The following is a 25672-nucleotide window of genomic DNA, read 5'->3' on the forward strand; positions in this document are numbered from 1 at the left end:
CTAAACTAATACCTCTACTTTCTCTTCAATTACTTTCTTTTTCCAACCACCCTTTAAAAATAGAAATGTTGCAACTAAGGCAGTTATAAAATTGCTGATAGTCATTCCTATCCAAACACCAGTGGAGTTCAATCTTAATGTGAAGCCAAAAATATAACTCAACGGAACTCTTAATCCCCATAATCTTAAGAATGAAATAAACATATTTGGTGCATTGTGTCCTGATGCTTGAAATGCTGACATAATACCTCTTATCACTCCAAATAATGGGATTGCTGGTGCAAAATAAAGCATAAATCTTCCACCCTCTTCTATAATTTCAATTTCTTTCGGAATAAATAACATAACAAGTTCTTTTCTAAATAAGACAAGAATAAAAGTTTCAATGCACAAAACTATAAACATAAAAAACATACCCTTTTTTGCTGCAAAAGATGCTCTATCAATTCTATCTGCACCAAGAGATTGTCCTATAATTGTCGTGAGACCAGTTGCAAGTCCATCAATTGCAATAAATGAGAAAGAAAGCAGTCTATCTCCTATTCCGTATGCAGCAATTGCTACTCTTGCGTTGTGTAATCTTCCAATAATTCCAGTCAAAACTACAAAACCAAATGCTTCAGCACTTTGACCAATTGCAGCAGGAATCCCAATTTTAAAAATCTTTTTTATCCAATAAAAATCAGGTTTCAGGTACTCTTTTTTTACATGTATACCCCTTTTTCCACTCATTAAAAAATAGAGTGCAATAATTGAAGAGATAAACATAGAGAATATTGTTGCAATAGCAGCACCAACTATTCCCATTTTTGGAAATGGGCCCAATCCAAAAATCAAAACTGGGTCTAAAAATATGTTTAAAATATTTGTAAAGGTGGTAACATACATTGGTGTTAATGTGTCTCCATAAGATACTAAAACTGCTCTAAAAATTCCATTTAAAAACATAAATGGAAAACCTAAAAAAATAACTTTAAGGTATGTATTTGCAACTGATGTAATCTCTTTTGCATTTGTCAATAAATTTATTAAATAAGGAATAAAAAAGAAACCTAAAATTCCAAGGAATGTACCAAAAATTAATGTTAAAGTGACAACTTGTGAGGCCGCAATATTTGCTTTTTCATTTTCTCTCGCACCAGTATATTGAGATACAAGAGCAACTCCAGCCATTGCAAAACCAGATGCAAAGGATATTAAAAACCACATGCTTGGAAAAGCAAGTTGCAACCCTGCAACAGCATTTCCACTCTCTCCTTGTGGTAGATGACCAAGCCAAAAGGTATCAGCAAGGTGGTATACTGTTTCAAGAATCGATGAAATCATTACTGGCCATCCAAGTTTCCACATAATAGGAAAAAGAGGTTTGTTTAGAATTTCATCAAGTGTTACCTTTTTCATTGGCTATACCTCCAACAATCTATAATAATTTATCATAAATTGTCAAAAAGTAAACACCCTTCTTTATTATTAAAAGTTAAATTTGGATTAAATATTTTTAAAAAAGAGAATTTTCTCTAATATTAAAATTGCACCCTTTTTATCTAAGGGTTTATTTTTATTTCCACATTTTGGAGAATAAATACAAGAAGGACAACCGTCTTCACATTTACAATTTTTAATTACATCATAGCCATATGTTAAAAGTTTTTCTATATAATCAAAACCCTTTTTTGAAAATCCAATTCCTCCAGGATAAGCATCATAGATAAATATTGTTGGTTTATCTGTATCAGAATGAATTGGATGTGAAAGACCTCCAAGGTCTCTTCTATCACATATTGCAATTAAAGGAAAAACTCCAATTAAAAGGTGCTCTAATGCATGAATTGATCCATTAAAATCTAAACCATCTTTTATTATTTCTCTTTTTATTTCTTCATTTATTGTAAACCAAAGTCCTTTTGTTTCAAAAACCATTTTTGGTAAATCAAGTGAATACTCTCCAATTAAATCATTCGTAAAGTGTTTTCTTTTTTGGTATCCATAAATAAGTGAAGTTACTTCAAGATCTCCATAAAAAATTTGAATTTCTCTCTCTTTTTTATTTTCGATTGTTTTAATTATTTTTGTTGATACTAATTCAAGAGATTGTGTATAGTAATCAACCTCCTTTTTATCAAGAAAAATTTCTTTATTTCTTATATCAACTTCTCTAACAACATAAGATTCACCTTCAAAATAGTAAACTGCACCAGGATGTGCTTCAGTATAGGCTCTTCTTTCATCAATTCTTTCAAGTTCTTTTCCATTTTCATCATATAAAATAAACTCATCTTCTTCAAAACTTCTAAGTGTTATATTTTTATGTGGAAAATTTATGACATTTGGAATAAATCTTCCATCAATCTCTTTTAATTTTTCTTCCTTTTTTAAAATTTCACAAATCTCTTTTATAAAAAACTCCTCTTTTTTTTGAATTGGTATTTCATATGATGCACATAAAATATGTTTTTTCAACAAATTTGGATTTGTTGGATCAATTATTAAATTTTCGCTTCCTTTTTCAAAAATTTCTTCTGGATGATTTACAACATATTCATTTAATGGATCTTTGTCTGCGATAAAAATTGTGTAACCTTCTCTTTTTCTTCCTGCTCTTCCACTTTCTTGAAGAAAAGATGAAATTGTTCCAGGGTATCCCACAATTAAAACTACATCAAGTTCTCCAATATCAATTCCAAGTTCAAGCGCATTTGTCGAGATAACAAAATTTATTTCACCATGAAGAAGTTTTCTTTCAATTTCCCTTCTTCTCTCTTTTGAATATCCTGCTCTATATGGTAAAACTTTTTTTAAAAGGGTCTCGTCTAATCTCTCTTTTAAATATCTATAAAGAAGTTCTACACCTTTTCTACTTCTCATAAAAGCAATACCTCTGTAATCTGAATTTATTAATAGTTCTGTTATCCACATTGCTTCAACCAAAATTGATCTTTCGTCTGGAGTTTTAATAAAAACAAACCTCTTCTTTTTTCTTGGAGTGCCATCGCCTCTAACAATTTTAATTTTCTCTCCAAAAAGATTTTCAAAAAATTCATGAGGATTTCCAACAGTTGCAGATGAAAAAACAAATTTAACATCTCTTTCGTAAAAATTAAAAACCCTTTTCATTCTTCTGATTAAAGATGCAACATTTGAACCAAAAACACCATTATAGATATGTGCTTCATCAAAAACAACATATGAAAGTCTACTTATAAATCTACTCCAATTTGTGTGATATGGTAAAATTGAATAATGAATCATTTCAGGATTTGTAAATAAAATTTGTGCACTTTCTCTAATTTTTTTTCTTGATAAAAGATCTGTATCCCCATCATAAACACCTATGTTGATATCGTTGGTCAAATTTAAAATTTGTCTCTCTTGATCTCTTGTTAATGCTTTTGTTGGATAAACATAAATTGCTCTTTCACCACTTTTTATAAATTCATAAATTGGAATGTGAAAAGATAATGTTTTTCCTGATGCAGTGGGTGAAATTATTGCTAAATTTTCTCTATTTTTTATTGATTCATAAACCTCTTTTTGATATTCATAAAAATGAGTTATTCCAAGTTTTTTTAATTTTTCTTGAATTAAATCATTTAAAAAATCTAATGAGATTAATCTTGGCTGTATTTCTTCTAATTCAATAATATTTCTTATATTGTTTTTATAATTTTTCGATTCTATTAATTTTTCAATTAATGGGTCTTTAATTACTCTTTTCCTTTCACCCAACCCCAAAGAATATATGTAAATAGTGACAATAAAACACTAACAAATGCAAGGTGATAATAAACACCAAAAAACATTTGTGGAACCACAAAGAAAAGTGGAAAACTTACACTCATTAAATTAACTATTCCGCCTACAAAAATAGAAATAATTGAAGCAAAGAGAGTTGGAAATTTTATTGCTCTCAATAGAGCATAAACAAGGAATGCAACAAAAATTGCACCAACAAAAAAAGCAAGAGTTGTTAATATTTGAACAGGTCTTCCTGTAATAAGGTATACATAATCAAAAACATTTTTTAATTGAAATTTTTCTGTACCCATAAATGATAGTAAATATTCAATAAATACAATTGAAAAGAATAATAGAATAACAAGGATTCTTCCAAAGATTAAAGAGATAGTATAATTTCTACTTATTTCAATATCAAACATTTCAAAAATTATAAATATTGTTGTTATAACAATTGAAATAAAATATACTGGAATAAGTGGGATTCCTTGAATACTTAAGCCTCTTAATAAAGCAAGATAACCTGGAAAACTAACAAATTGAATTATTGACAAAACTCCACCTATTAAAAGATAAAAGAAGGCCAAAGATATGCCTCTTCTAATTTTTAAAGAAACCAAAATTAAAAATTGAAATATTAAAGCAAGAATTGCTGGATACAAAAAGTTTTGATAATTCATTCACTCCTCCTTTGTTAATCTTTCAATTGATTTTATTCTTTCAAGAGAAATATTTGCAATAATTTTTGTTTCCTTGAGAAGTTTTATAAAACAATTTAATATCTCTTTTTGTGAGATCTTTAATTCATTTGCAATATCTTGCAAACTTTTAACTCCATCAACTTTAAACAGAACTTTATCACAAGTTGTTTTTGGTTGAGAAAGACCTAAAATTGATAAAGCATCTTTTACAGGAGAGATTACTCTTTTTGGAATAATTTTTGATAAATCAATTTCCACTTCCTCTGCTTTTGTTAAAAGGTTAAATGATAGCAGTAGATAAATTGATTTAAGAGTTTCAAATTCAGAAAAAGGAGAAAGTTTAAGAGCATCTTTTATACTTTTCTTTTCTTTAAATAGATTTAAAACTTGCCACTCATCTGCTGATAACCGGATTTCACTTGCTTCTACATTTGGGTTTGTCTCAAGAAGAGTGTTAAGGTCTGGTATTTTTGAGTATAAAACTTTTATTTCATCTGCCTTTCTAATTGCTTCAAGTAAAAGATTATCAAAACTTTTATCAATTTTTGGAGTTATATTTATATTTTGGGTTTTGAAAGTAAAATTACCTTCATTCATCAAAAATATAGAATAAAAAGCCTCCTCTCCTCTCTTTTTTCCACAAACAGCATCAACAATTTTCCCTCCTTGAAAATATATTTCCCCAGTTAATGACTCATCATTTTTCTTGCCAGAAATTAAAAGAACTCCTGTTTTTGCTCCAAAGGAGAGAAGATTTAATACATCAATTAAAGGAAAATCTTTAATGTTGCCCTCTATTCCCATGCTTTTCTCCTTGAATTTAATATATCAATTTTCAATTTTAAATCAAGCAATTTTATTATCAAAATTTTTTAAAAAATTTTCATCAACTATTTCCTCTATTTTAGGTCTTAAAAAAAGGAATTTATTAGTTAGTCTTATTAATAAAATTGATAAAATTAAAAAAAGAAAGCCAAAAATAATTGAAGATATGTTTTCTCCTTTAAAATATATTTTACCAAAAATATATTCACCAAATAAAGCACCAATAAACATTGAGAGAATTGGAATTAAATAAATAATAAAAGTTAAAAAAATATACTTTTTTGATGGTATGTTTAAAAGAACAAGATCCCCTATTTTTGCATTAACTAAATTTTCTGCTTCAACAATTTTCTCTCTTTCTCTATGAAAAAAACACTTCTCTTTACTTAAACAACTTTCGCAATATGATCCACCAACTTCAACTAAAGAAAACTTCTCTTTTGTTCCAATAACTCTTCCAATCTCTTTCATAATACCTCCCCCAGGCTACGTGAGTAAGGATAGGATTGAACCTGCATCCACGCAGGTGGGATTCTCATTTATAACTCTCCATCCCGGAAGAAGTTATAAAGTATTGAATCCCATTTTTTTCTGTGTTGGCCCAACCCATCCTTTTCAACACGATAGCCCGAGGGTCAATTAAATAATATCAAATTTTTTCATTTTATTCAAATAACTTAAATATTATGTGAATTTTTTGTAAGATTTAAATTAAGAGGATTTAATGAAAGAATGGTTTTTAGATTTTTTTGACGAAAATTATCTTACTCTTTATTTAAAAAAACAAAGAGAAGAACTTACTTTAAAACAGGTTAATTTTATTATCAATTCCTTATCTCTTAAAAAGGGAATGAAAATTTTGGATTTAGGATGTGGAATTGGGAGACATATTATTGAATTGGGGAAAAGGGGATTTTTTGGAGTAGGAGTTGATTTTAATGAAAAATATATTGATATTGCAAATAAATTAAAAGAAGGTCTTCAAAATGTCAACTTTATAAAAATGGATATGAGAGAAATTTCTTTTTTAGAAGAATTTGATGCAGTTCTTTCTATGTGGACAAGTTTTGGTTATTTTTCTGATGAAGAAAACCTCTCTTTACTTAAGAAAATTAACCAATCACTAAAATGTGGTGGAAAATTTTTGTTAGATATTGAAAATATTTTTTATATGCTAAAAAATCTTCCAAAAGAGAGGTGGGAAAGAGAAGGAGATTTTTATATTCTTGAAAGAAATGAATTAAATTATAAAATTAGTAGATTGAAAACTGAAAGAGTTATTATAAAAGAGGGAACAATTAAAACATATACAAGAATTTATAGAATTTTTACTTTAAAAGAGATTGAACATTATTTAAATAAATCATATTTTAAAATATTAAATATATATGGTGGATATGACGGTGAAGAATATTCAAATCAATCAAAGAGATTGATAGTCATCTCAGAAAAGTTATAATTTTTTATTTTTAAGTTATTTTTAAAAATTTCTATCTCAATCGCACCATCTTTATCAGTTCTAAAAATTTTTGAATTTAAAGATAAAAGTGAAGAAATTATTTCATCTGAAGGATGATTAAAATTGTTTGGTCCAACAGATATAATTGATATTTTAGGGTTTAAAAGTAAATAAAATTTTAAATTAAACGAGTTTACACTTCCATGGTGAGGGACTTTAAAAATGAAAGTATCTTTTAGTTTATCTGGATAAAGTGAGTATATCTCTTCAATTACTTCATTTTCAATATCTCCACTCAAAAGAAATTTATAATTTCTAAATTCACCTATTAAACATAGTGAATTATTGTTATCATTTGCTCTTAAATAGTCTTTCCCCCCTTTATATGGATTTAAAACATAAAACTTTAAGCCATCTATTTCAAAACTATCTCCTCTTTTTAATTTTTCCTTTTTTACATTATTTTCTTTAAGAATTTTTATTAAATCTAATCCATAAGAGTTTAAATTTATATCTGGATAAAGCAAATTTTTAATTTTTTCTCTTTTTACAATATGAAAAAGACCCTCAATATGATCGCTATCCTCATGGGTAAAAATAAGATAATCAATTTCATTGATTCCTAATCTTTTTAATGAATTTAAAACTCTAATTCCAGGACTTCTCTTTTCTTTATAAAAAGTCCCACCTCCATCAACTAAAATCGTATAATTTTGAGGTGTTTTTAAAAGAATTGAATCTCCCTCTCCAACATCAAAAAATATTATTTTTAATCTTCCAAATTCATTAATATAAGAGTAAGAGAGTGCAAATAAAGATAAAACCAAAAAAATAAATAAAAGTTTCTTGGCTTTTTTAAATTCAATTTCTTTAAATAGTATTAAAATAATAAGAAAATAGAGAAGAAAATAGAAAATAATAAAAAGAAAATTAGGCTTTTTAACTCCAATTGAAGATAAAGGTAAATTAGCAAAAAATGTAATTACTTTCTCAGTTATAAAAGAAATTGGTTTAAGAATTAAAATTATCTCTTTAATTAATAAAGAAAGAAGTGTAAATAAAAATATAATTGGAAGAAAAATTGATATTAAAGGAACAATTAATAAATTTGAAATAAGTGTTACAAATGAGAAGAACGGAAAAAAGTATATAAGAATTGGAAAAGAACCAAATGTTATAAAAGATGGAGTAATCAAAAAGTTTAAAATGTTCTTTTTAAATTTACCTGAAATTGTAATTATTGAAAGGGTTGATAAAAATGTTAATAAAAAAGATGGTGAAATTATATTTAATGGATTTATTAAAATAAGAAGAATTGCTGAAAATAAGAGAGTGTTCAATATATCAATTTCTTTTTTAAATAACTTTCCTATTTGACAAAAAGAAAACATAAAAAATGCTCTAACTGCAGAAACAGGAAATAGAATAATAGAAAGATATATAAAAAGAATTATTATAACAAGTAATGGATCAAGAAAAATTGAGAAAAATCCTCCTAAAATTGCAAGATGGATTCCAGAAATTGCAAAAAGGTGAATTACTCCACTATATTTAAATAGATCTTTAACCTCACTATCAACGTTTTTTCCACCAAGAATAAATCCTTCAATAAACTCAGATAATTTTCCAAGAGAATTAAAATTTTCATAAATTTTTTCTCTTATTCTTGATATTAAACCATCATTTCTTTTTATTATTTCTACTTTATTAGCATAAAATTTACTTCTTATTCCCTCGGTTAATAAATAAATATAATAACTTTCTTCTCCAGGATTACCTTTAGAATCATTTAAAAAATAACCCTCCAAAGAGACAAAATCACCTGGTTTTATTGAAAAGGTTTTATTTTTATAAATTAAAATTTTTCCAAAGTCAGTTTTTAATATAAAATTATTTTCTTTCTCATAAGAACAAACAACTCCATTTAAATTATTTTCATTAAGTTGAAGAAATTTAGGTGTTCTATAAAAATAAATTCTTATGACTCCTAAAAGTATAAAAATTATGTAAAAAATTAAAAAGTCTTTTCTTTTTATAAAAATAATTGGAATAAAAAGAAATAATATTAAAATAGGAAATTTAATAGAGAAAAGAGATATAAGAAAGAAAAGAAAAATTAATTTAAATAGTTTCCTCAAGGACCAACTGTTATTAAATTTTTAATTGCTTCAAACTTTTTATCACCTATTCCCGATACTTTCTTAATATCTTCAATTGTTTGAAAATATCCATTAGTTTCTCTATAATCTATAATTTTTTGAGCAAGAGTTGGTCCAATTCCTGGAAGAGACTCAAGTTCTTCTTTTGATGCAGTATTTATATTTATTAGATTTGATTTTGATTGAGAAGATACGGTTCCTGATTGAGAAATTGATGTCTCATTTTCATTTATGCTCTTTTTCGAAAAAATTATTATCTTCTCTCCATCTATTAACTTTTTGGATAGATTAATTGAATTTAAATCTGCATTTTCAGTAAGACCACCTGCTTTTTCAACAAGTTGAAAAACCCTATCTCCATTTTCCATTTCATATACACCAGGATATTTTATCTCACCACTTATCTGAACATAAATTTTTTCTTTTGTTTCCACAAAAGATAAATTTTCTTTTGTACTCAATTTTGATGAATAAAATCCAACAATAATTCCTAAAATAAAAGAAATTATTGAAATAATTATCCATTCTCTTTTTTCTAAAACCAATTTATCCCCTCCAAATTTTTATAATAAAAGCGATAAAATTCCTTTTTGAATGTGTAATCTGTTTTCTGCTTGATCAAAAACAACAGAATTTGGGCTATCTATAACTTCATCCACAACTTCTTCACCTCTATGTGCAGGAAGGCAATGCATAAAAATGTAATCTTCTTTTGCATATTTTACAAGTTCTTTGTTTACCTGATATGGAAGAAGTCTTTTCTTTTTAATTTCACTATCTTCTTGTCCCATTGATACCCAAACATCAGTATATATAACATCACTATCTTTAACTGCCTCAATCGGATCTTCAATTAAGATCAGTTCACCACCATCTTTTTCACATTCCTTAGCCATTTTTATAACCTCTGGATCTGGTTGATACTCTTTTGGGGTTGAAATAACTACTTTAAGCCCCATTTTTACCCCACCAATCATTAAAGAATGACATACATTATTTCCATCTCCAACATAAGTTAATTTAATTCCCTCTAATCTTCCCTTTTTTTCTTTTATTGTTAAAAGATCACCTAAGACTTGACATGGATGAAACTTATCAGATAAACCATTTATAACTGGAATAGTTGAATATTCTGCTAGTTCTACTAAGTTTTTGTGAGAATAAACTCTTGCCATTATTCCATCTAAATATCTTGAGAGAACTCTTGCAGTATCAGCAATTGTTTCTCCTCTTTTAAGTTGGAGTTCGTTTGATGAAAGATAAATTGCATGCCCTCCAAGTTCATACATTGCAACTTCAAAAGATACTCTCGTTCTTGTGGATGGTTTCTCAAAAATCATACCCAACTTTTTACCTGAAAGAATTAAAGTTTTTTCACCCATTTTTGATCTTAATTTAAGTTCCTCTCCTGCTTGTAAAAATAAATTTAGTTCCTCTTTTGTAAAATCATAAAGAGTTAAAAGATGTCTTCCTTTTAAACTCATACTCCCTCCTTATAAAATTGAAACCTCCTTTATTAAATAATCTGGATTGAGAGTTTCTCCTGTTGATTGTATTAAAAGTTCATCCCATCTCAAACTTGCACCTGGTTTAAAGATTTTATTTATAAAAAATGCACCTATCTTTTTATTGAAAATTTCATCTGATATATTATTTTTTATATAAAATTCCATTTGAGAAGCCATCATTTCTCCAAGAAGATAGTTTTGATAGTATACTGGGTTTGTTCCAAAATGAATCTTTGCTGCCCAATCTGGTTTACCTCTTCTCTCCTCTGGAATATTCAAAAATTGATTTTGAGAAACAAAATCATACCAAAGTGTGTCAATATTTTCTTCTCTTTCATAAAGTTCTCTTTCAAAGAATACAAAGGTTATAATCCATCTTGCAGAAATCATAAGTTGATCTCTTAAAGATTTAATTAGTTCAATTTCAAACTTTTCAACATCATTTGGATTCATCTTTAATATTTTTTTATACCATTCAGGTTTTCTTACTAATCTGCCAAAAAACATTGCCACTGCTTCAGTCGTAAAAATATGTGAAGGGGTTCTTAATATTACTGGGAGATTTTTGTCTATATATTTATCATAAACAGCATGACCCATTTCATGAAGCATTGTTTCAGCCCACTTTTCATTTGGTCTTATATTCGCTAAAATTCTAACATCTTCTTCTCTATCTATAAAAATACAAAAAGCATGTTGATTTTTCCCTTTTCTTTCATAAAGATCGCTTCTTTTTAAAATCTCTTCAACTTCCATTCCAATTTCAGAATATGTTTTTTTGGTTAAATCTTCTATATTTCTATTTTTAAAAATTTCATCAAATGGAATATCATAAACATTTGGCGCTTCTTGGTAAAATCTATCACTATAATGCCATGGCATTATATCTTGTGATGGAATTCCTAATTTTTCTGAAACCCTTTCATCAATTTCATCTTTTATAATCATAAAAGAAGTATCAGTTTTTGATTTAAAATCTTTAAATATTTTATGAACTTCATTGACATTTAACTCTTGTAAATCAAACATCATTTCATAATAGTTTGAATAACCAAAGTCTCTTGCAATAGAATTCCTTAATTTTACAAGTTCATAAATTTTTGGTGCAACTACTTCGCCTATCTCTTTACTTGCTTCCCAAGCCTTTTTTCTTAAAGATGAATCCTTTTCATTCCTTAAAATTTCAACAATTTCATTATCACTTACTTCTTTACCATCGATTTTCCCCCTAAAATTAACAAAAATTGATTCTATTTCTATTTCTTTTGTTGATAATTCTTTTAATTTTTCTTCACTTATTTGATTTGGAAGCATTTCATTTCTTAAAAGAAGAAGTTCTCTATGTTCAATCTTTGAGAGGGATGTATCTTTAAGATATTTTTCAACAAGTTTAAATTTCTCTTTATCAGAAAGATACTTTCTTAATTTTAAGTCACTTTCCTTTAATTTTTCTTCCCACTTTTTCTCGCCAGTTGTGGCTAGATTCCAATAATTTAAACTAACTTCTTTAATTAACTCTTTTAATTCACTGTTTACCTTATCTAAAAATTCCTTAATTTCCATTCTATCCTCCTTTCAACTTTTTAAAAATTATAACATTTTAATTAACATAACTCCTATACCCCCAAGAAAAACAATAAAAAGAGGATGAAGATTCTTTTTAAGAAAAATTAAAATTAAAAGAGACAAAAAAATTAAAAATGTCTTAAAATCAATTATTGAATTTGATGTTATTAAATAAGTTGCAAACAAAACCAATACAGCAACACCAACTCTTAAACTCTTATAAAATTTTGAAAGATCATATCTTTTATTTAAAAAATTTAATATTGTTTCCAATAAAATTAAAATTATTATCCCAGGTAAAATTAAAGCAACAGACGCAAAGAAACTACCAGAAACAGAAGCAAATTTATTTCCAGTGTAAGTCGCAATATTTAAAGCAATAGGACCTGGGGTTATTTCAGCAATTGAAACCATATCTAGAAATTCTTTTAATGTAATTAATTTATAAATACTTACAAGTTCATCTTTAATAATTGATAAAGCACTCCATCCACCTCCAAAAGAGAAAAGACCTATTTTAAAGAATATAAAGAAAAGTTTTAAAATCATTTTTTAACCCTAATTGAAATAAAAATAAAATATAAAAATGTAATTGAAACTAGAGTGTAAATTGAATGGAGTTTTAAAAAATAGATTAGTAAAAAACCAAACAAAAGAAAAACAAATTCGTAAATTTTGAAATTTTTAATAATTCCGAGAAAAAAATTAATCAATATAACAGCAATTCCAACTCTTATTCCTTCAAGAAAATATTGAATATAAAATAAATTTATATATTTTTTAAATAAAGATGCAACAATTAAAATAGCAAAAAATGGCGGAATAAATACACCTAAAACATAATAAAAACCTAATAAAATTCCACCAAGTTTCATTCCAATCATAAAAGCAGTATTAACCGCAATTGGACCTGGAGCACTTTGTGCTTTTGAAAATAATTTTAAAAACTCCTCTTTATCAATGATATTTTTTTTAATAATTTCCCTCTCAATTATAGGAACCATAGCATAACCCCCTCCAAGTGTTAAGGCACTTATTTTTAAAAAAGTAAAAAATAATAATAATTTAAATCTCATTCTTCAATATATACTTTTTCAATATAAGGAGAAGTCATTGCTGATAAAATTCCTGAATAGTTTAATCTCAAAGAGATAATATCTCCAACTTTTAAAAAGTATCTTTTATTTAAATTTATAACCATATGATCACTTGATGCTCCTATTACTTTTATATCTTCTTCAGGTTTTATTCCACCTAAATTGATGTCTTGTCTTCCTAAAGAAAGGATTCCTCTAATCATTAATCCTTCATCTTTAAACTCAACCTCCTCTCCAAATGCATCTTTTGTTCTTTTACCCCATGGTTTTGATGGTTTCCTTTTTACTTCAATTAATTGTGCTTCAAGAAGAAATGTATCTTCTCTTAAACCAGGAAGATTTTCTCTATTTATTGCTTCAACACCACAAAAAATTCCTTCTCCTACTCTTATTTGATTAATAAAATTTGGAAGTTTATGGTCCCAAATCATCTTCAATAAATTAGATCCTCCTCCTGAGATAACTTTAACAGGAATTTTCTCTTCTTCAAGTTTTGATTTTAATTCATAAAGTATTTTTAAATTCTTTTCATCTGGAATTATTCCTGAAAAACAAGTTGTATTTGTTCCAAGTCCTAAAAAAATAATATTTGGAAAACTTAAGATTTTTTTTACAAATGGAATTACATCTTCTGGCATTACTCCTTCTCTTAACTCTCCCACTTCAACCATTACAATAACACCATGTTTTTTACCTTTCTTTTTTAAGGAGAGTGAAAGTTTTTCAATTGTTGAAAGTTCTGTCTCCAAAGAAATGTCAACTAAATCAACTACTTCATCAATTTCTGAAAAAGAAGGCGCTCTTAAAAGAAGTTTTTGAACTCTAAGATGAGAAAAATTTTTTATATTTTTTATTCTTGAATCTCCAATGGTTTTAGCACCAAGGGAGATAAGGGTTCTAACAATATTTTCGTCACCTCTAACAACTTTTGTAACAGGAATAAGTTCAACTCCTAACTCTTCACACTTTTTTCTTATCTTTAAATAATTTTCACCTATTGCTTTTAAATTAATAATTAATCTTGGATACATAACTCTAAAAATTATAACTCTTTAAAGATTTTCTTTCAATTTGATTAAAATTAATAGTTAATTAAATTTTTTAACTCCTCTTTTATATTTTCAAAATCATTCTTCGAAATTTTTTCAAAATTTTTAAGAAAACCAAAAAGTTTTTGAAATATTGGTAATATTTCTTTTTCTTCAGTTAATTTTAATATTAGACTCATCTCAATAACATATACAAGATCTTTAAAATTTTTAAAGAAATCTAAATTTAGAGGTTCATTCAAAATTTTATAAATTCTCTTTTTGGCCTCTTCTTTTATCCATTCATCCTCCTTTTTAAAAAATATTTCCAATTCATTTAAATCATCATTAGAAATTTTAAACCCACTTGCTTTAATATCCTCTTCAAGATGTTCAATATTTGAAGGCCCTATAAGAGCTGTAATTATCTTGTTTTGACATAATACCCAATTTATTGCCATTTGTACTGGGGTTTTATCATATTTTTTACTTAATTCCTTAAATTTATTATATATTCTTATTGCAGATTCAAATTTTTCATATTGAAATAAAGGATCAAAATTTCTTATATCTTGTGGCTCAAATTTTTTATTTTCGTTAAATTTTCCAGTTAGAATTCCTCTTCCAGTTGTACTAAAAGCAATAATTCCAATATTATATTTTTCACTTAAAGGTATTAAATCTCTTTTTGACTCCCTTACAACTGCACTTAATTCAACAAGAAAAGAAAACACATTTCCAATTTTAAAATACTCCTCTACTATAGACATTGGAAGATGACCAATTCCGTATTCTCTAATTTTCCCTTCTTTTTTTAATTTCTCTAAAGCATTTACTGTCTCTTCAACTGGAGTGTAAGGATCATTAAAATGTATTTGGTATAAATCAATATAATCTGTTTTTAAATTTTTTAAACTTTCTTCACATGCTGTTAAGATATAGTCTTCTTTAAGATTGGGTATAACTCCTTTTTTAATGCCAACTTTAGTAGCAATATAAATATTTTTTCTAAAATCTTTAACAAACTCTCCAAGAATTTTTTCGGCATCTCCGTAAGCCTCTGCTGTATCAAAAAAATTTATACCCAATTCATATGCTCTATTTATCATTTTCTTAAACTCATTTAAATCTTTTTTACCATAAACACCACTTAATGAATAAGTTCCTATTCCAATTTCAGAAATTTTAAATTTTTTATATTCTTTATAATTCACTCTTACCTCCTTTTGAACTAATTTTTGCTAATTTTAACAAAATTAAACATTACATACAATAATAAATGACTAATTATATTTTTGTATAAGGAAGCACTAATTTTTAATTAAAGAATCTAAATTTATTTGGATGAATGGTGAATTTGTCAATTGGTGGGATGCTAAAATTCATATATTATCTCATGTTATACATTATGGTTCAGGAGTTTTTGAAGGAATAAGGTGTTATAAAACAGATAAAGGACCTGAAATTTTCAGATTAAAAGATCACCTTATTAGATTAAAAATATGATAATATTATGTTACTATATTAAAAAAGGAGGAAATATGAAAAAAATAGGATTAATTGATAAAATTATTGCAATAACAGGTACTGTTCTTATCTGGATACCAATTATAGCGCCTCTATTTTTTGCTTTATTATCATTATTTTATTTTAAAAAATTCAGATTTGATTATCTAATGACAATGGAGTTTTTTCTTTTAATTTTAATAGGAGTAATATTGTTGATAATAGTTAGTTTAAGAACCAAAAAAAGTATTAAAAATATTGTAATTTGTTCTTTAGTTTTGATTGGTTCATTTTTTTTACCTCAACTTATTGCACAATTAACAGGTGTTGCATCAGGTGAAACTGAGTTAACTACCACAATGTTTACAATTTTAATCACTTTTGTAATAATTTATATATTAGCCTTAATTATTTTAGGAGTTTTTGGAATATTATTAGTTAAAAAATTAGTTAAATCATAGAAGTTTCCCATTTTTATATATAAATAAATTTCACTATCATTTTGAATTGAAATTTAAATAAAATAATATAAAATATTGCTTAATTATATTTTTAAGGAGGAGTCATGCCTATTAAAGAATCTAAATTTATTTGGATGAATGGTGAATTTGTCAATTGGTGGGATGCTAAAATTCATATATTATCTCATGTTATACATTATGGTTCAGGAGTTTTTGAAGGAATAAGGTGTTATAAAACAGATAAAGGACCTGAAATTTTCAGATTAAAAGATCACCTTATTAGATTAAAAAATTCTGCAAAAATTTATAGAATGGAACTACCATATTCAATTGAAGAGTTAAGGGAAGCAACAAAAGAGTTGATAAGAAAGAATGATTTAGAGTCAGCCTATATAAGACCAATAGCGTATAGGGGGTATGGAACAATAGCGCCAAATCCCTTGGGTGTTCCAGTAGAAGTGTCTATTATTGCATTTGATATGGGAAAATATCTTGGTGATGAAAATATTAAAAAGGGAATAAATGTTTCAGTTTCATCTTGGAGAAAATTTGCTCCTGATACTCTTCCTGCAATGGCAAAAGCAAGTGGAAATTACTTGAATTCACAACTTGCCTTAATGGAAACTGTAAGTTATGGTTTTGATGAAGCAATTCTTCTTGATTATTTTGGTTATGTTAGTGAAGGCAGTGGTGAAAACATTTTTCTTGTTAAAAATGAGATTCTTTATACACCTCCACTTTCTTCTTCAATTCTTGAAGGAATTACAAGAGACACAATTATAAAAATTGCAAAAGATATAGGAATTGAAGTAAGAGTTGAATTTATTCCAAGAGAGGCACTTTATGTAGCAGATGAAATGTTTTTAGTTGGAACAGCAGCAGAAGTTACTCCAGTTATAAGTGTAGATAAAATTCCAGTTGGAAATGGCAGTGTTGGTAAAATAACAAGATTACTTCAAGAAAAATATTCAAAAATTGTTGAAGGAAAAGAAGAAGATAAATATGGATGGTGTGATTATGTAAACATTTGATAAAATTTAATTGAAATGAAAGTTTTAGGTGTTGAAACTTCATGTGATGATACATCAATGGCTATTGTTGAAAATGGAAAACTCATCTCAATGGTAAGAGCAACATCAGAGGATTTTCATAAAAAATATGGAGGAGTGGTGCCAGAAATTGCTGCTAGAAAGCAACTCGAGATTTTTCCCTATGTTATTGAGGAACTCGAAAAGAAAAGTGGAATTTCAATTAATCAAGTTGAAGGAGTTTCAGTTACAATTGGACCAGGTCTTGTTGGATCTTTACTTGTTGGTGTTGAATTTGCAAAAACCCTTTCATATTCTCTTTCAATTCCTCTAATTGGTGTAAATCACTTAGAAGGCCATATTTACTCAATTTTTTTTGATCATGATTTAAAGTTTCCATTCTTATCTTTAATAATATCTGGTGGTCATACAATTCTTTTAATTTTTGAAGAAAATTTTAAATATAAATTTTTAGGAGAGACAGTTGATGATTCAGCAGGAGAGATTATTGATAAGATAGGGAGAAAATTAGGTTTTGATTATCCTGCTGGAAAAGCGCTTGATGATCTTGCACTTAAAGGAGATCCAAAAAAATATAAATTTTCTATTCCAAAATTCAAAGATAAAGAAAAAAGGTACTCATTTTCATTCTCGGGTTTAAAAACTGAAGTTTTAAATGTTATAAATAAAGGAGATTTTAAAATTGAAGATCTTGTCTCTTCGATGTTTTATACAATATATGAATCGCTTATGAAAAAAATTGAACTTGCATATGAGGAGTTTAATATAAATAGAGTATCAGTTGTTGGTGGAGTTTCTGCAAGCAAATTTTTAAGACAATTTTTTAGTTTAAATAATAATTTTGAATTTTATTTTCCTTCTTTTGAGTTTTCAACTGATAATGGAGGAATGATTGCATTAGTTGGCGAAAGATATTTATTAGAAGGTTATTTTTCTGATTATGATCTTGACGCAGTTGCATCATTAAAATTAAATACAAATCCATATATAAAGAAAAATTAGGTAAAATGATATAATTTCATTGATAATTAAAAAGTTTGGAGGTTTTTATGGATAAAAATGAATTAGTAAAAATTGCAGAGAGTAATGTTCTTCCACATTATGCATTTGTTAAAGAAATTAGAGAAAAGGGTCCAAAGATAATTGTTAAAGGAGACGGTGCAAAAATTTATGATATTGATGGAAAAGAGTACATTGATGGTCTTTCAATTTTGTGGACTGTTAACATTGGACATGGAAGAAAAGAGATAATTGATGCCCTAAAAGAACAACTTGAAAAAATTAATTATGCAAGTTTGTTTGGCGGATATTTTAATGAACCTGCAATAAGACTTGCTGACAAATTAAGTAAAATTACTCCATCAACACTTAAAACAACATTTTTTATTTCTGGAGGATCTGAAGCAGTAGAATCAGCAATAAAATTTGTAAGACAATATTGGGCATTAAAAGGTCATCCTGAAAAAAAGAAAATTATTTCAAGAAGAGAATCATATCATGGAGTCACTTATGGTGCTCTTTCTGCAACAGGTTTAAGAATCTATAGACAACCATTTGAGCCTCTGCTTCCATTTTTCATTCATATCTCACCACCATATTGCTATAGATGTGATTTTGGAAAAGAACCTGAAACTTGTAATGTTGAATGTGCCAAACAATTCAAAGATGTTATTTATTATGAAGGAAAAGGAACGATAGCAGCAATAATTTTAGAACCAGTTATGAGTGCTGCTGGTGCTCTTGTTCCGCCAAAAAAATATTTTGAAGAGATCCAAAACATTGCAAGAGAAAACAACATACTTATTATTGCTGATGAAGTTATAAATGGATGGGGAAGATGTGGAGAACTTTTTGGTTCTCTTCTTTTTGATCTTGATCCAGATATAATGGTTTTTGGAAAAGGTATAACATCTGGATATGCTCCTCTTGGTGCAATGATTGTCAAAGAAGAATTATTTGAGGTTTTCATTGATAATATGTTTGTTCATGGTCATACTTTTGGAGGGCATTGTCTCTCAACAGTTGCTGCATTTAAAAATATAGAAGTTATTGAAAAAGAAAATTTACCAAAAAGGGCCAAAGAAAAAGGTGAGAAGTTAGGAAAACTTTTGATGGAATTAAAAAAACATAAAAGAGTTGGAGATGTAAGAGGAATTGGACTCCATTGGGCAATTGAGTATGTTAAAAATAAAGATACAAAAGAGAGAATACCATCTCATATAAGATTTGCAATGAGAGTTGAAGAAGCAGCATATAGAAGAGGTTTATATTTATGTAGAGCATCAGTTGACAAAACATATGTTGCACCACCTCTTGTAATTGAAGATAAAGATTTAGAGAAAATTGTAGAAATTCTTGATGAAGCAATTGATGAAGCAACAAGAAGTGTAGATATTTAATTTTTTTTTAAACTTTATGCCAAATTTTAGGCAAAAATTCTATTTTAAAAATATGTTATAATTTTATCAATGGAAAAAATAAAATATTTTCCATGGGAATCTTTAATTGATATATTACTAAACTATGTAGACATAGGAATTCATATTGTTGATAAAAATGGCGTTACTCTTTTTTATAACAAGGCAAATTCAAAACTTGAAGGGCTTTCTCCTGATGAGGTTATAGGAAAAAATATCCTTGAAGTTTTTCCATCTTTAACTCCAGAAACATCAACTCTTATTAAGGTATTAAAAACGGGTGAACCAATAATAAATAAACTTCAAGTTTTTTTGACTTATAAAGGAAAAGAAATAACAACTTTAAATACAACATTTCCTCTTTTTTATGGTGGAGAATTGATTGGTGCAATTGAACTTTCAAGAGATATTACAGAAATAAAAAAGTTGAGCGAAAAGATAATTGAATTACAAAGTAGAAAAAATGAAGAGTTAAATCAAGTTAGACCGTTACCAACATTTGATGATTTTAAAACAAAAGACGAGAGATTATTAAAGATAAAAGAGGAGATAAAAAAGGTTAAGGATTTAGACACTCCAATTTTAATTATTGGCGAATCTCAGGTTGGAAAAAGGCTTCTTGCTCAAATTATTCACTCAATATCGAAAAGAAAAGATAAAAAATTTTTATATTTGAATTGTGCAACTCTTGAAGAGTCATTGCTTGAAGAGATGCTTTTTGGTATTTACAATTCAGATCAAAAATTAATTAAAGAAGGATTAATTCATATTGTTGAAGGTGGAACACTTTATCTCGCAAATATTGATTCACTTCCATTAAATTTACAAGATAAATTAACATTTTTAATTGAAAATGGTGAACTCTCTGGAAGATTAATAACTTCAATTGAAACTCTTCCAATTTTTTCAATAAAAGAGGGTAAATTAAGTAAAGATTTATATTATGAAATTTCAAAAATTGAATTTGAAATTCCTCCACTAAGAGAAAGGAAAGAGGATATTTTATTTCTTTCAGATTATTTTCTAAATAAACTAAATAAAAAATATAAAAAGGATAAAAAATTTGGGGAAGATTTTTTTGAATTTCTACTTACCTTTAACTTTCCAGGAAATGTTGGTGAACTTTTTTACATAATAGAGTATGCATATTTACATTCTGAAGGAAAAATTATTAAAAAAGAATCTCTTCCAAAATCTATTTATTATAAAGAACTAAGTTTAGTTGATATCTCTTCTGAATTTGAAAAAAAGATAATTGAAGAAGTATTACACATTTCAAATAATAATATTTCAAAAGCAAGTAAAGTTTTAAAAATACCAAGACAAACACTTCAATATAAAATAAAAAAATACAAAATAGGAGAAAGGAGAAAAGTATGAAAGGAGATAAATTTGGAAGACATAGAGTTTTAGAACCAGTAGGTTATCTTCCTCAACCTGCAAAAAAGTTAAACAATGATTTTTCAACTATTTATTCAAATGAAATTCTTGTTAATGTTAAATTTTTAAATATTGATTCATCATCTTTTACTCAAATAAAAAATGAAGCAAAGGGAGACAAACGAAAAATTGAAGAGATAATTTTAAAGATAGTTGAAGAAAGAGGAAAGATGCATAATCCTATCACTGGTTCTGGTGGAATGTTTGTTGGAGTTATTGAGAAGATTGGAGAAGATCTTAAAGATAAAGTTCAAGCAAAAGAGGGGGATCTTATTGCATCGCTTGTTTCTCTTTCTTTAACTCCATTAAAAATTGAAAATATAAAAAGCATTGATATTGAAAGAGAACAGGTAGAAATTGAAGGAAAAGCAGTTTTATTTGAAACTGGAGTGTTTACAAAAATTCCATCCGATTTTTCTTTAAGAACTGCTCTTTCTCTTCTTGATGTGGCAGGTGCTCCAATACAAGTTTCTAGAATAGTTAAAGATGGTGATAAAGTATTGATAATTGGAGCAGGTGGTAAATCTGGCCTTCTTTGTACATATGTTGCAAAAAAATATGTAAAAGAAGGAGTTGTTATTGCTCTCGCTCATTCTGAAAGATCAAAAAGAAGGTTAGAGAAATTGGGTTATTACGATTATTTAATTACCGGAAATGCTCAAGATCCAGTAGAAATTTATGAAAAAATAAATGAAATAACTAAAGGAGAATTGTGTGATAAGGTGATAAATTGTGTAAATGTTCCTGATACAGAACTTTCTTCAATTCTTTCATGTAAAGAGAGAGGTTTAGTTTATTTCTTCAGTATGGCAACTTCTTTTACAAAAGCAGCACTTGGTGCAGAAGGTGTTGGAAAGGATATTGATATGTTAATTGGAAATGGTTATGCAAAGGGGCACGCTGAATTTGCATTCAATATTTTAAGGGAGTGTCCTATTTTAAGAGAAATATTTGAAGAAGAGTTTGGAGGTAAATGAAATGAGAGATTATAGAGAGATAGAGATTTGGAAAGATGTGAAAGAGGAAGAATGGTATGATTGGCATTGGCAAATGAGAAATAGAGTTATGAATTTAGAAATACTTAAAAAAGTTATAAATTTAACTCCAATTGAAGAAGAAGGAGTTAAAAATTCACTAATAAAACTTAGAATGGCAATAACACCTTATTGGATAACTTTAATGGATAAAGATGATCCAGACGATCCTATAAGAAAACAGTCTGTTCCAACAATAAAAGAGTTAGATATAAAAGAGGAAGATATTTTAGATCCACTTTTTGAAGAAGTTGATTCTCCTGTTAAAGGTCTTACACATAGATATCCTGATAGAGTTTTATTTTTAATAACAGATCAATGTGCTATGTATTGTAGACATTGTACAAGAAGGAGATTTGCAGGTGAAAGAGATAGGGCTAGAACAAGAGATGAACTTTTACAAGGAATTGAATATATTAGAGAGCACAATGAGATAAATGATGTACTTTTATCTGGTGGAGATGCTCTCTTGGTTTCTGATGATACTCTTGAATTTATATTAAAAGAGTTAAGAAAAATTCCTCATGTTGAAGTTATAAGAATTGGAACAAGAGCGCCTGTAACTCTTCCAATGAGAATAACTGATAAACTTGTTGACATGCTAAAAAAATATCACCCAATTTGGCTTAATACTCAATTCAATCATTACAAAGAGATAACAGAAGATAGTAAAAAGGCTATTTTAAAACTTGTCGATGCAGGTATTCCAGTTGGAAATCAAAGCGTGCTTCTTAAAGGAATAAATGATTGTCCTGTAATTCAAAAGAAACTTGTAAATGAACTTGTAAAAATTAGAGTTAGACCATATTATCTCTATCAATGCGATCTCTCGCAAGGTATTTCTCATTTTAGAACATCTGTTGGTAAAGGAATTGAAATAATAGAGAATTTAAGAGGACATGTTTCTGGTTTTAAAGTTCCAACATATATAATTGATACCTTAGGAGGTGGAAAGATCCCAGTTTTTCCAAATTATCTTATTTCAATGTCTGATAGAAAAGTTGTTTTAAGAAATTATGAAGGTGGCTTTTTCTCATATACTGAACCTGAAGATAAAATTTCAAAATGTCCTAAAAATTGTGATTTATGTTTAAAAGAGAGTAATCTCATAAGTAAAGATGGTCCTGCATCAATTTTATCTGGAGAACGACTTTTAATTGAACCACCTCAATCAGAGAGAATTAAAAGAAGAAATGGATATTATACAAAAACTAAGAGAGAATAATATAAAAATATTATCAATAATTGGTCTCTCAAAAAATTGTGGTAAAACAACCACGCTTAATAAATTAATTGAACTTTTAGAAAAAGAGAATAAAAAAGTTTGTATAACATCAATTGGAATTGATGGAGAGAGCTTTGATCACCTTTTTCTTTTTGAGAAGCCAAAAATTCACTTAAAAGAGAATTTTTATGTTGTTACATCAATTGAATCAATTAAAGATAAAAATTTAGAATTTTTTATTTTAAAAAAATTTGGCATATATACTTCAAAGGGTGAGTTAATTTTAATTAAATTAGAGAAAGAAGGAGATGTTGAAGTATCTGGCCCTTATATTGGAAAAGATCTTCAAAGGGTTTTAGATGAGTTAAATGAATTTAATTTTGACATAATACTTATTGATGGTGCAATTGACAGGAAGGTTAGTATAAAGTATTCTGATGGCATCATTCTTCAAACTGGTTTAAACATAATTGATAAAAAAGAGGAAATAGTTGAAGAAACTGTTTTTTATAAAGAAATTTTTTCTCTTCCAGAAATTTATGATGAAATAAAAGATAGGATAAGAAAAAAAATTAATGAAAAACAACTCAAAAAAATTAACAAGTTGGAGGATGATTTTGTTTTTATTAATGGTGCTCTTACAGATTCTATTTTAGAAGAGTTAATTAATGAAAATATTAAAAAAGTGATTGTCGAACACCCATATAATATTTTTATTTCAAAAAAGAAATTTTATGATTTTAAAAAATTAGACGGTGAAATTTATGTTTTGAAAAAAGTTAATCTTTTGGGTATATCATTTTCCTCCTTTTATCAGGAAGGATTTTTTAATTTAGATGATGAGATAGAAATTTTTAATACATTAAAAGAGAAATTAAAACCATTTGAAATTTTCGATCCTATTAAAGGAAGGTAAATATGGAGAGAGGCACTCTTTCCTTAAATAAAGAAAAAGTTTTTTATGCAAAAGAAATTGCAAAAAGAATTTCAGAGAAAGTTGTAGATGAAATTAAAGATTTCTCAACTGTTTCAATTGAAAGAGGTATTTTAAGACTGCTTGGAATTTATGGAGTTGATTCAAAGGGAGTTCCTATTGTTAATCTTTTTATTGAGAAACTAAAAAAGGAGAATCTTTTAGCAAAAGGAGTTCTTTTTACAATATCAAATGGTTTATTAAATTTTAGTTCTTTAAATGTTGAAGAGTTTGTAAAAGGAGTAATTCTTGGTGAAATTAAATTAGATAAGATTCCATTTAACGAAAAAGAAAAAATAGAGAAAAGATCAATAGAACTTATAAAAGAGTGCTTTGAGAGAATAAAAAAAAGAAAAGAGGAAAGGGAAGAGTTTATTCAAAAATATCCTCCTCTTGAAAAACCTTATCTTTATGTAATAGTTGCAACTGGAAACATATATGAAGATGCAAAACAAGCAGCATCAGCCGCATATTTAGGAGCAGATTACATTGCAATTATAAGAAGCACTGCACAATCTCTTCTTGATTATGTACCTTATGGTTTAACTACAGAAGGGTATGGTGGAACATATGCAACTCAAGAAAACTTTAGATTTGTAAGAGAAAAGTTAGATGAAGTTACCCATAATGTGAAAAGATATATAAAACTTGTCAATTACTCTTCAGGTTTATGTATGCCAGAAATTTCAATAATTGCTTCTCTTGAAAGATTAGATCTTATGGTAAATGATGCTTTATACGGAATTTTATTTAGAAATTTAAATCCGATTAGAACAATGATTGATCAAAAATTCAGTAGATATATTCTATCACTTTCGGGTATTCCAATTGTTACAGGAGAAGATAATTTAATAAAAACAGTTGACTCTTTTGAATATTATTACACAGTTATTGTTTCACAACTTATTAATGAACAACTCGCAAAACTCTCCAATATGGATGAAAGTTTAATTGGTTTGGGTCATGCATTTGAACTTGACCCAAATTTAGAAAATGGTTTCTTATATGAAATTGCACAGGCTCAACTTGTAAGAGAACTATTCCCAAATTCACCTATAAAATATATGCCACCAACAAGATATAAGACTGGAAATATATTCCTCTCTTATGCAATGGATACATTATTTAATATTGTCTCTATTTTAACAGATCAAGAAATTGTTCTTCTTGGAATGTTAACAGAAGCGCTTCACACTCCATTTGTACAAGATAGATATCTTGCAATCGAAAATGCAAAATATATTAGAAATAATTTAAAGGATATATCAAAAGAGTTTTTAATTAAAAGTGGTGGACTGATTGAAAAAAGAGCAAAAACTGTTTTTGATAAAGCAGTTCAAACTCTTGAAGAAATTGAGAGTTTAGGTCTTTTTAATGCACTAGAAAAAGGATATTTTTCAAATATTAAAAGACCAAAATTTGAAGGAAGAGGGTATGATGGTGTTTTCAAGAAAGATAAAGATTATATTGAATTTAAAATTTAGAGGTT

General features: G+C 27.3%; 23 protein-coding genes and 1 pseudogene. 11 read left to right on the forward strand and 13 right to left on the reverse strand.

Features of this window, described 5'->3' with window-relative positions:
* The 5 genes from QMD25_02515 to QMD25_02535 all read right to left on the reverse strand — a co-directional run bounded on the left by QMD25_02515 (position 1) and on the right by QMD25_02535 (position 5732).
* Complete coding sequence (locus tag QMD25_02515) at positions 1-1401, reverse strand: MATE family efflux transporter (GenBank protein MDI6860876.1); 1401 nt, start codon at positions 1399-1401, stop codon at positions 1-3.
* Between the two features lie 87 nt (positions 1402-1488).
* The gene (locus QMD25_02520; GenBank protein MDI6860877.1) at positions 1489-3726 is read right to left on the reverse strand and encodes a DEAD/DEAH box helicase; all 2238 of its coding nucleotides are present in this window, start codon (positions 3724-3726) and stop codon (positions 1489-1491) included.
* Positions 3705-4415 carry a hypothetical protein gene (locus QMD25_02525; GenBank protein ID MDI6860878.1) on the reverse strand — a complete coding sequence of 237 codons (711 nt, stop codon included), beginning with the start codon at positions 4413-4415 and terminating at the stop codon, positions 3705-3707. The genes QMD25_02520 and QMD25_02525 overlap by 22 nt, the downstream gene beginning before the upstream one ends.
* Positions 4416-5240 carry a DUF4388 domain-containing protein gene (locus tag QMD25_02530; protein MDI6860879.1) on the reverse strand — a complete coding sequence of 275 codons (825 nt, stop codon included), beginning with the start codon at positions 5238-5240 and terminating at the stop codon, positions 4416-4418.
* Positions 5241-5282: 42 nt separating this feature from the next.
* Entirely contained in the window at positions 5283-5732 is a 450-nt protein-coding gene (locus tag QMD25_02535) for a SoxR reducing system RseC family protein (GenBank protein ID MDI6860880.1), read from the reverse strand.
* A gap of 253 nt (positions 5733-5985) precedes the next feature.
* Here QMD25_02535 and QMD25_02540 point away from each other — a divergent pair, with 253 nt between their 5' ends.
* Positions 5986-6720 (forward strand): class I SAM-dependent methyltransferase, encoded by a 735-nt coding sequence (locus QMD25_02540; protein ID MDI6860881.1) that lies wholly within the window; start codon positions 5986-5988, stop codon positions 6718-6720.
* Here the strand turns inward: QMD25_02540 and QMD25_02545 are convergent.
* The 8 genes from QMD25_02545 to QMD25_02580 are packed head-to-tail and all read right to left on the reverse strand — an operon-like array spanning position 6681 to position 15292.
* Positions 6681-8858 carry a DNA internalization-related competence protein ComEC/Rec2 gene (locus QMD25_02545; GenBank protein MDI6860882.1) on the reverse strand — a complete coding sequence of 726 codons (2178 nt, stop codon included), beginning with the start codon at positions 8856-8858 and terminating at the stop codon, positions 6681-6683. The genes QMD25_02540 and QMD25_02545 overlap by 40 nt on opposite strands.
* Positions 8855-9424: a helix-hairpin-helix domain-containing protein gene (locus QMD25_02550; protein ID MDI6860883.1), complete on the reverse strand. Its 570-nt coding sequence runs from the start codon at positions 9422-9424 to the stop codon at positions 8855-8857. Before QMD25_02550 ends, QMD25_02545 begins: the two co-directional genes overlap by 4 nt.
* An 18-nt stretch (positions 9425-9442) precedes the next feature.
* On the reverse strand, positions 9443-10363 hold the full coding sequence (gene argF, locus QMD25_02555) for an ornithine carbamoyltransferase (GenBank protein MDI6860884.1): 921 nt from the start codon (positions 10361-10363) through the stop codon (positions 9443-9445).
* 9 nt (positions 10364-10372) lie between these two features.
* Positions 10373-11950 carry a M2 family metallopeptidase gene (locus QMD25_02560; protein MDI6860885.1) on the reverse strand — a complete coding sequence of 526 codons (1578 nt, stop codon included), beginning with the start codon at positions 11948-11950 and terminating at the stop codon, positions 10373-10375.
* A gap of 27 nt (positions 11951-11977) precedes the next feature.
* The gene (locus QMD25_02565; GenBank protein MDI6860886.1) at positions 11978-12502 is read right to left on the reverse strand and encodes a chromate transporter; all 525 of its coding nucleotides are present in this window, start codon (positions 12500-12502) and stop codon (positions 11978-11980) included.
* Complete coding sequence (locus tag QMD25_02570; protein ID MDI6860887.1) at positions 12499-13029, reverse strand: chromate transporter; 531 nt, start codon at positions 13027-13029, stop codon at positions 12499-12501. Before QMD25_02570 ends, QMD25_02565 begins: the two co-directional genes overlap by 4 nt.
* Positions 13026-14081 carry an alanine racemase gene (locus QMD25_02575; protein ID MDI6860888.1) on the reverse strand — a complete coding sequence of 352 codons (1056 nt, stop codon included), beginning with the start codon at positions 14079-14081 and terminating at the stop codon, positions 13026-13028. Before QMD25_02575 ends, QMD25_02570 begins: the two co-directional genes overlap by 4 nt.
* Positions 14082-14131: 50 nt before the next feature.
* A complete protein-coding gene (locus QMD25_02580) occupies positions 14132-15292 on the reverse strand; it encodes an aldo/keto reductase (protein MDI6860889.1) in 1161 nt (386 codons plus the stop codon).
* Positions 15293-15422: 130 nt separating this feature from the next.
* Between QMD25_02580 and QMD25_02585 the strand changes: the two are divergent.
* The 10 genes and pseudogenes from QMD25_02585 (at position 15423) to QMD25_02630 (ending at position 25667) form a co-directional block, all read left to right on the forward strand.
* Positions 15423-15575: pseudogene (locus QMD25_02585) on the forward strand (branched chain amino acid aminotransferase).
* Positions 15576-15619: 44 nt separating this feature from the next.
* Positions 15620-16045 (forward strand): hypothetical protein, encoded by a 426-nt coding sequence (locus QMD25_02590; GenBank protein MDI6860890.1) that lies wholly within the window; start codon positions 15620-15622, stop codon positions 16043-16045.
* 104 nt (positions 16046-16149) lie between these two features.
* Positions 16150-17076: a branched-chain amino acid transaminase gene (locus tag QMD25_02595; protein ID MDI6860891.1), complete on the forward strand. Its 927-nt coding sequence runs from the start codon at positions 16150-16152 to the stop codon at positions 17074-17076.
* A gap of 15 nt (positions 17077-17091) precedes the next feature.
* The gene (tsaD, locus tag QMD25_02600; GenBank protein ID MDI6860892.1) at positions 17092-18096 is read left to right on the forward strand and encodes a tRNA (adenosine(37)-N6)-threonylcarbamoyltransferase complex transferase subunit TsaD; all 1005 of its coding nucleotides are present in this window, start codon (positions 17092-17094) and stop codon (positions 18094-18096) included.
* Between the two features lie 47 nt (positions 18097-18143).
* On the forward strand, positions 18144-19493 hold the full coding sequence (locus QMD25_02605; GenBank protein MDI6860893.1) for an aspartate aminotransferase family protein: 1350 nt from the start codon (positions 18144-18146) through the stop codon (positions 19491-19493).
* A gap of 69 nt (positions 19494-19562) precedes the next feature.
* On the forward strand, positions 19563-20891 hold the full coding sequence (locus QMD25_02610; protein ID MDI6860894.1) for a sigma 54-interacting transcriptional regulator: 1329 nt from the start codon (positions 19563-19565) through the stop codon (positions 20889-20891).
* Positions 20888-21928, forward strand: a complete 1041-nt coding sequence (locus QMD25_02615) for an L-erythro-3,5-diaminohexanoate dehydrogenase (protein ID MDI6860895.1) — start codon at positions 20888-20890, stop codon at positions 21926-21928. The genes QMD25_02610 and QMD25_02615 overlap by 4 nt, the downstream gene beginning before the upstream one ends.
* Position 21929: 1 nt before the next feature.
* Positions 21930-23210, forward strand: a complete 1281-nt coding sequence (ablA, locus tag QMD25_02620; GenBank protein ID MDI6860896.1) for a lysine 2,3-aminomutase — start codon at positions 21930-21932, stop codon at positions 23208-23210.
* Positions 23179-24126: a hypothetical protein gene (locus QMD25_02625; GenBank protein ID MDI6860897.1), complete on the forward strand. Its 948-nt coding sequence runs from the start codon at positions 23179-23181 to the stop codon at positions 24124-24126. Before ablA ends, QMD25_02625 begins: the two co-directional genes overlap by 32 nt.
* 2 nt (positions 24127-24128) lie before the next feature.
* Positions 24129-25667 carry a lysine 5,6-aminomutase subunit alpha gene (locus tag QMD25_02630; protein MDI6860898.1) on the forward strand — a complete coding sequence of 513 codons (1539 nt, stop codon included), beginning with the start codon at positions 24129-24131 and terminating at the stop codon, positions 25665-25667.
* Positions 25668-25672: the final 5 nt, after the last annotated feature.

This window comes from Caldisericia bacterium (assembly GCA_030018355.1).
Lineage (GTDB): Bacteria > Caldisericota > Caldisericia > B22-G15 > B22-G15 > JAAYUH01.

Bases quoted from the DNA above. Each gene is read 5' to 3' on its own strand.
- QMD25_02515 (MDI6860876.1), bottom strand. From the start codon at position 1,401: ATGAAAAAGGTAACACTTGATGAAATTCTAAACAAACCTCTTTTTCCT.
- QMD25_02525 (MDI6860878.1), bottom strand. From the start codon at position 4,415: ATGAATTATCAAAACTTTTTGTATCCAGCAATTCTTGCTTTAATATTT.
- QMD25_02530 (MDI6860879.1), bottom strand. From the start codon at position 5,240: ATGGGAATAGAGGGCAACATTAAAGATTTTCCTTTAATTGATGTATTA.
- QMD25_02535 (MDI6860880.1), bottom strand. From the start codon at position 5,732: ATGAAAGAGATTGGAAGAGTTATTGGAACAAAAGAGAAGTTTTCTTTA.
- QMD25_02540 (MDI6860881.1), top strand. From the start codon at position 5,986: ATGAAAGAATGGTTTTTAGATTTTTTTGACGAAAATTATCTTACTCTT.
- argF (MDI6860884.1), bottom strand. From the start codon at position 10,363: ATGAGTTTAAAAGGAAGACATCTTTTAACTCTTTATGATTTTACAAAA.
- QMD25_02560 (MDI6860885.1), bottom strand. From the start codon at position 11,950: ATGGAAATTAAGGAATTTTTAGATAAGGTAAACAGTGAATTAAAAGAG.
- QMD25_02565 (MDI6860886.1), bottom strand. From the start codon at position 12,502: ATGATTTTAAAACTTTTCTTTATATTCTTTAAAATAGGTCTTTTCTCT.
- QMD25_02570 (MDI6860887.1), bottom strand. From the start codon at position 13,029: ATGAGATTTAAATTATTATTATTTTTTACTTTTTTAAAAATAAGTGCC.
- QMD25_02575 (MDI6860888.1), bottom strand. From the start codon at position 14,081: ATGTATCCAAGATTAATTATTAATTTAAAAGCAATAGGTGAAAATTAT.
- QMD25_02590 (MDI6860890.1), top strand. From the start codon at position 15,620: ATGAAAAAAATAGGATTAATTGATAAAATTATTGCAATAACAGGTACT.
- QMD25_02595 (MDI6860891.1), top strand. From the start codon at position 16,150: ATGCCTATTAAAGAATCTAAATTTATTTGGATGAATGGTGAATTTGTC.
- tsaD (MDI6860892.1), top strand. From the start codon at position 17,092: ATGAAAGTTTTAGGTGTTGAAACTTCATGTGATGATACATCAATGGCT.
- QMD25_02605 (MDI6860893.1), top strand. From the start codon at position 18,144: ATGGATAAAAATGAATTAGTAAAAATTGCAGAGAGTAATGTTCTTCCA.
- QMD25_02610 (MDI6860894.1), top strand. From the start codon at position 19,563: ATGGAAAAAATAAAATATTTTCCATGGGAATCTTTAATTGATATATTA.
- QMD25_02615 (MDI6860895.1), top strand. From the start codon at position 20,888: ATGAAAGGAGATAAATTTGGAAGACATAGAGTTTTAGAACCAGTAGGT.
- ablA (MDI6860896.1), top strand. From the start codon at position 21,930: ATGAGAGATTATAGAGAGATAGAGATTTGGAAAGATGTGAAAGAGGAA.
- QMD25_02625 (MDI6860897.1), top strand. From the start codon at position 23,179: ATGGATATTATACAAAAACTAAGAGAGAATAATATAAAAATATTATCA.
- QMD25_02630 (MDI6860898.1), top strand. From the start codon at position 24,129: ATGGAGAGAGGCACTCTTTCCTTAAATAAAGAAAAAGTTTTTTATGCA.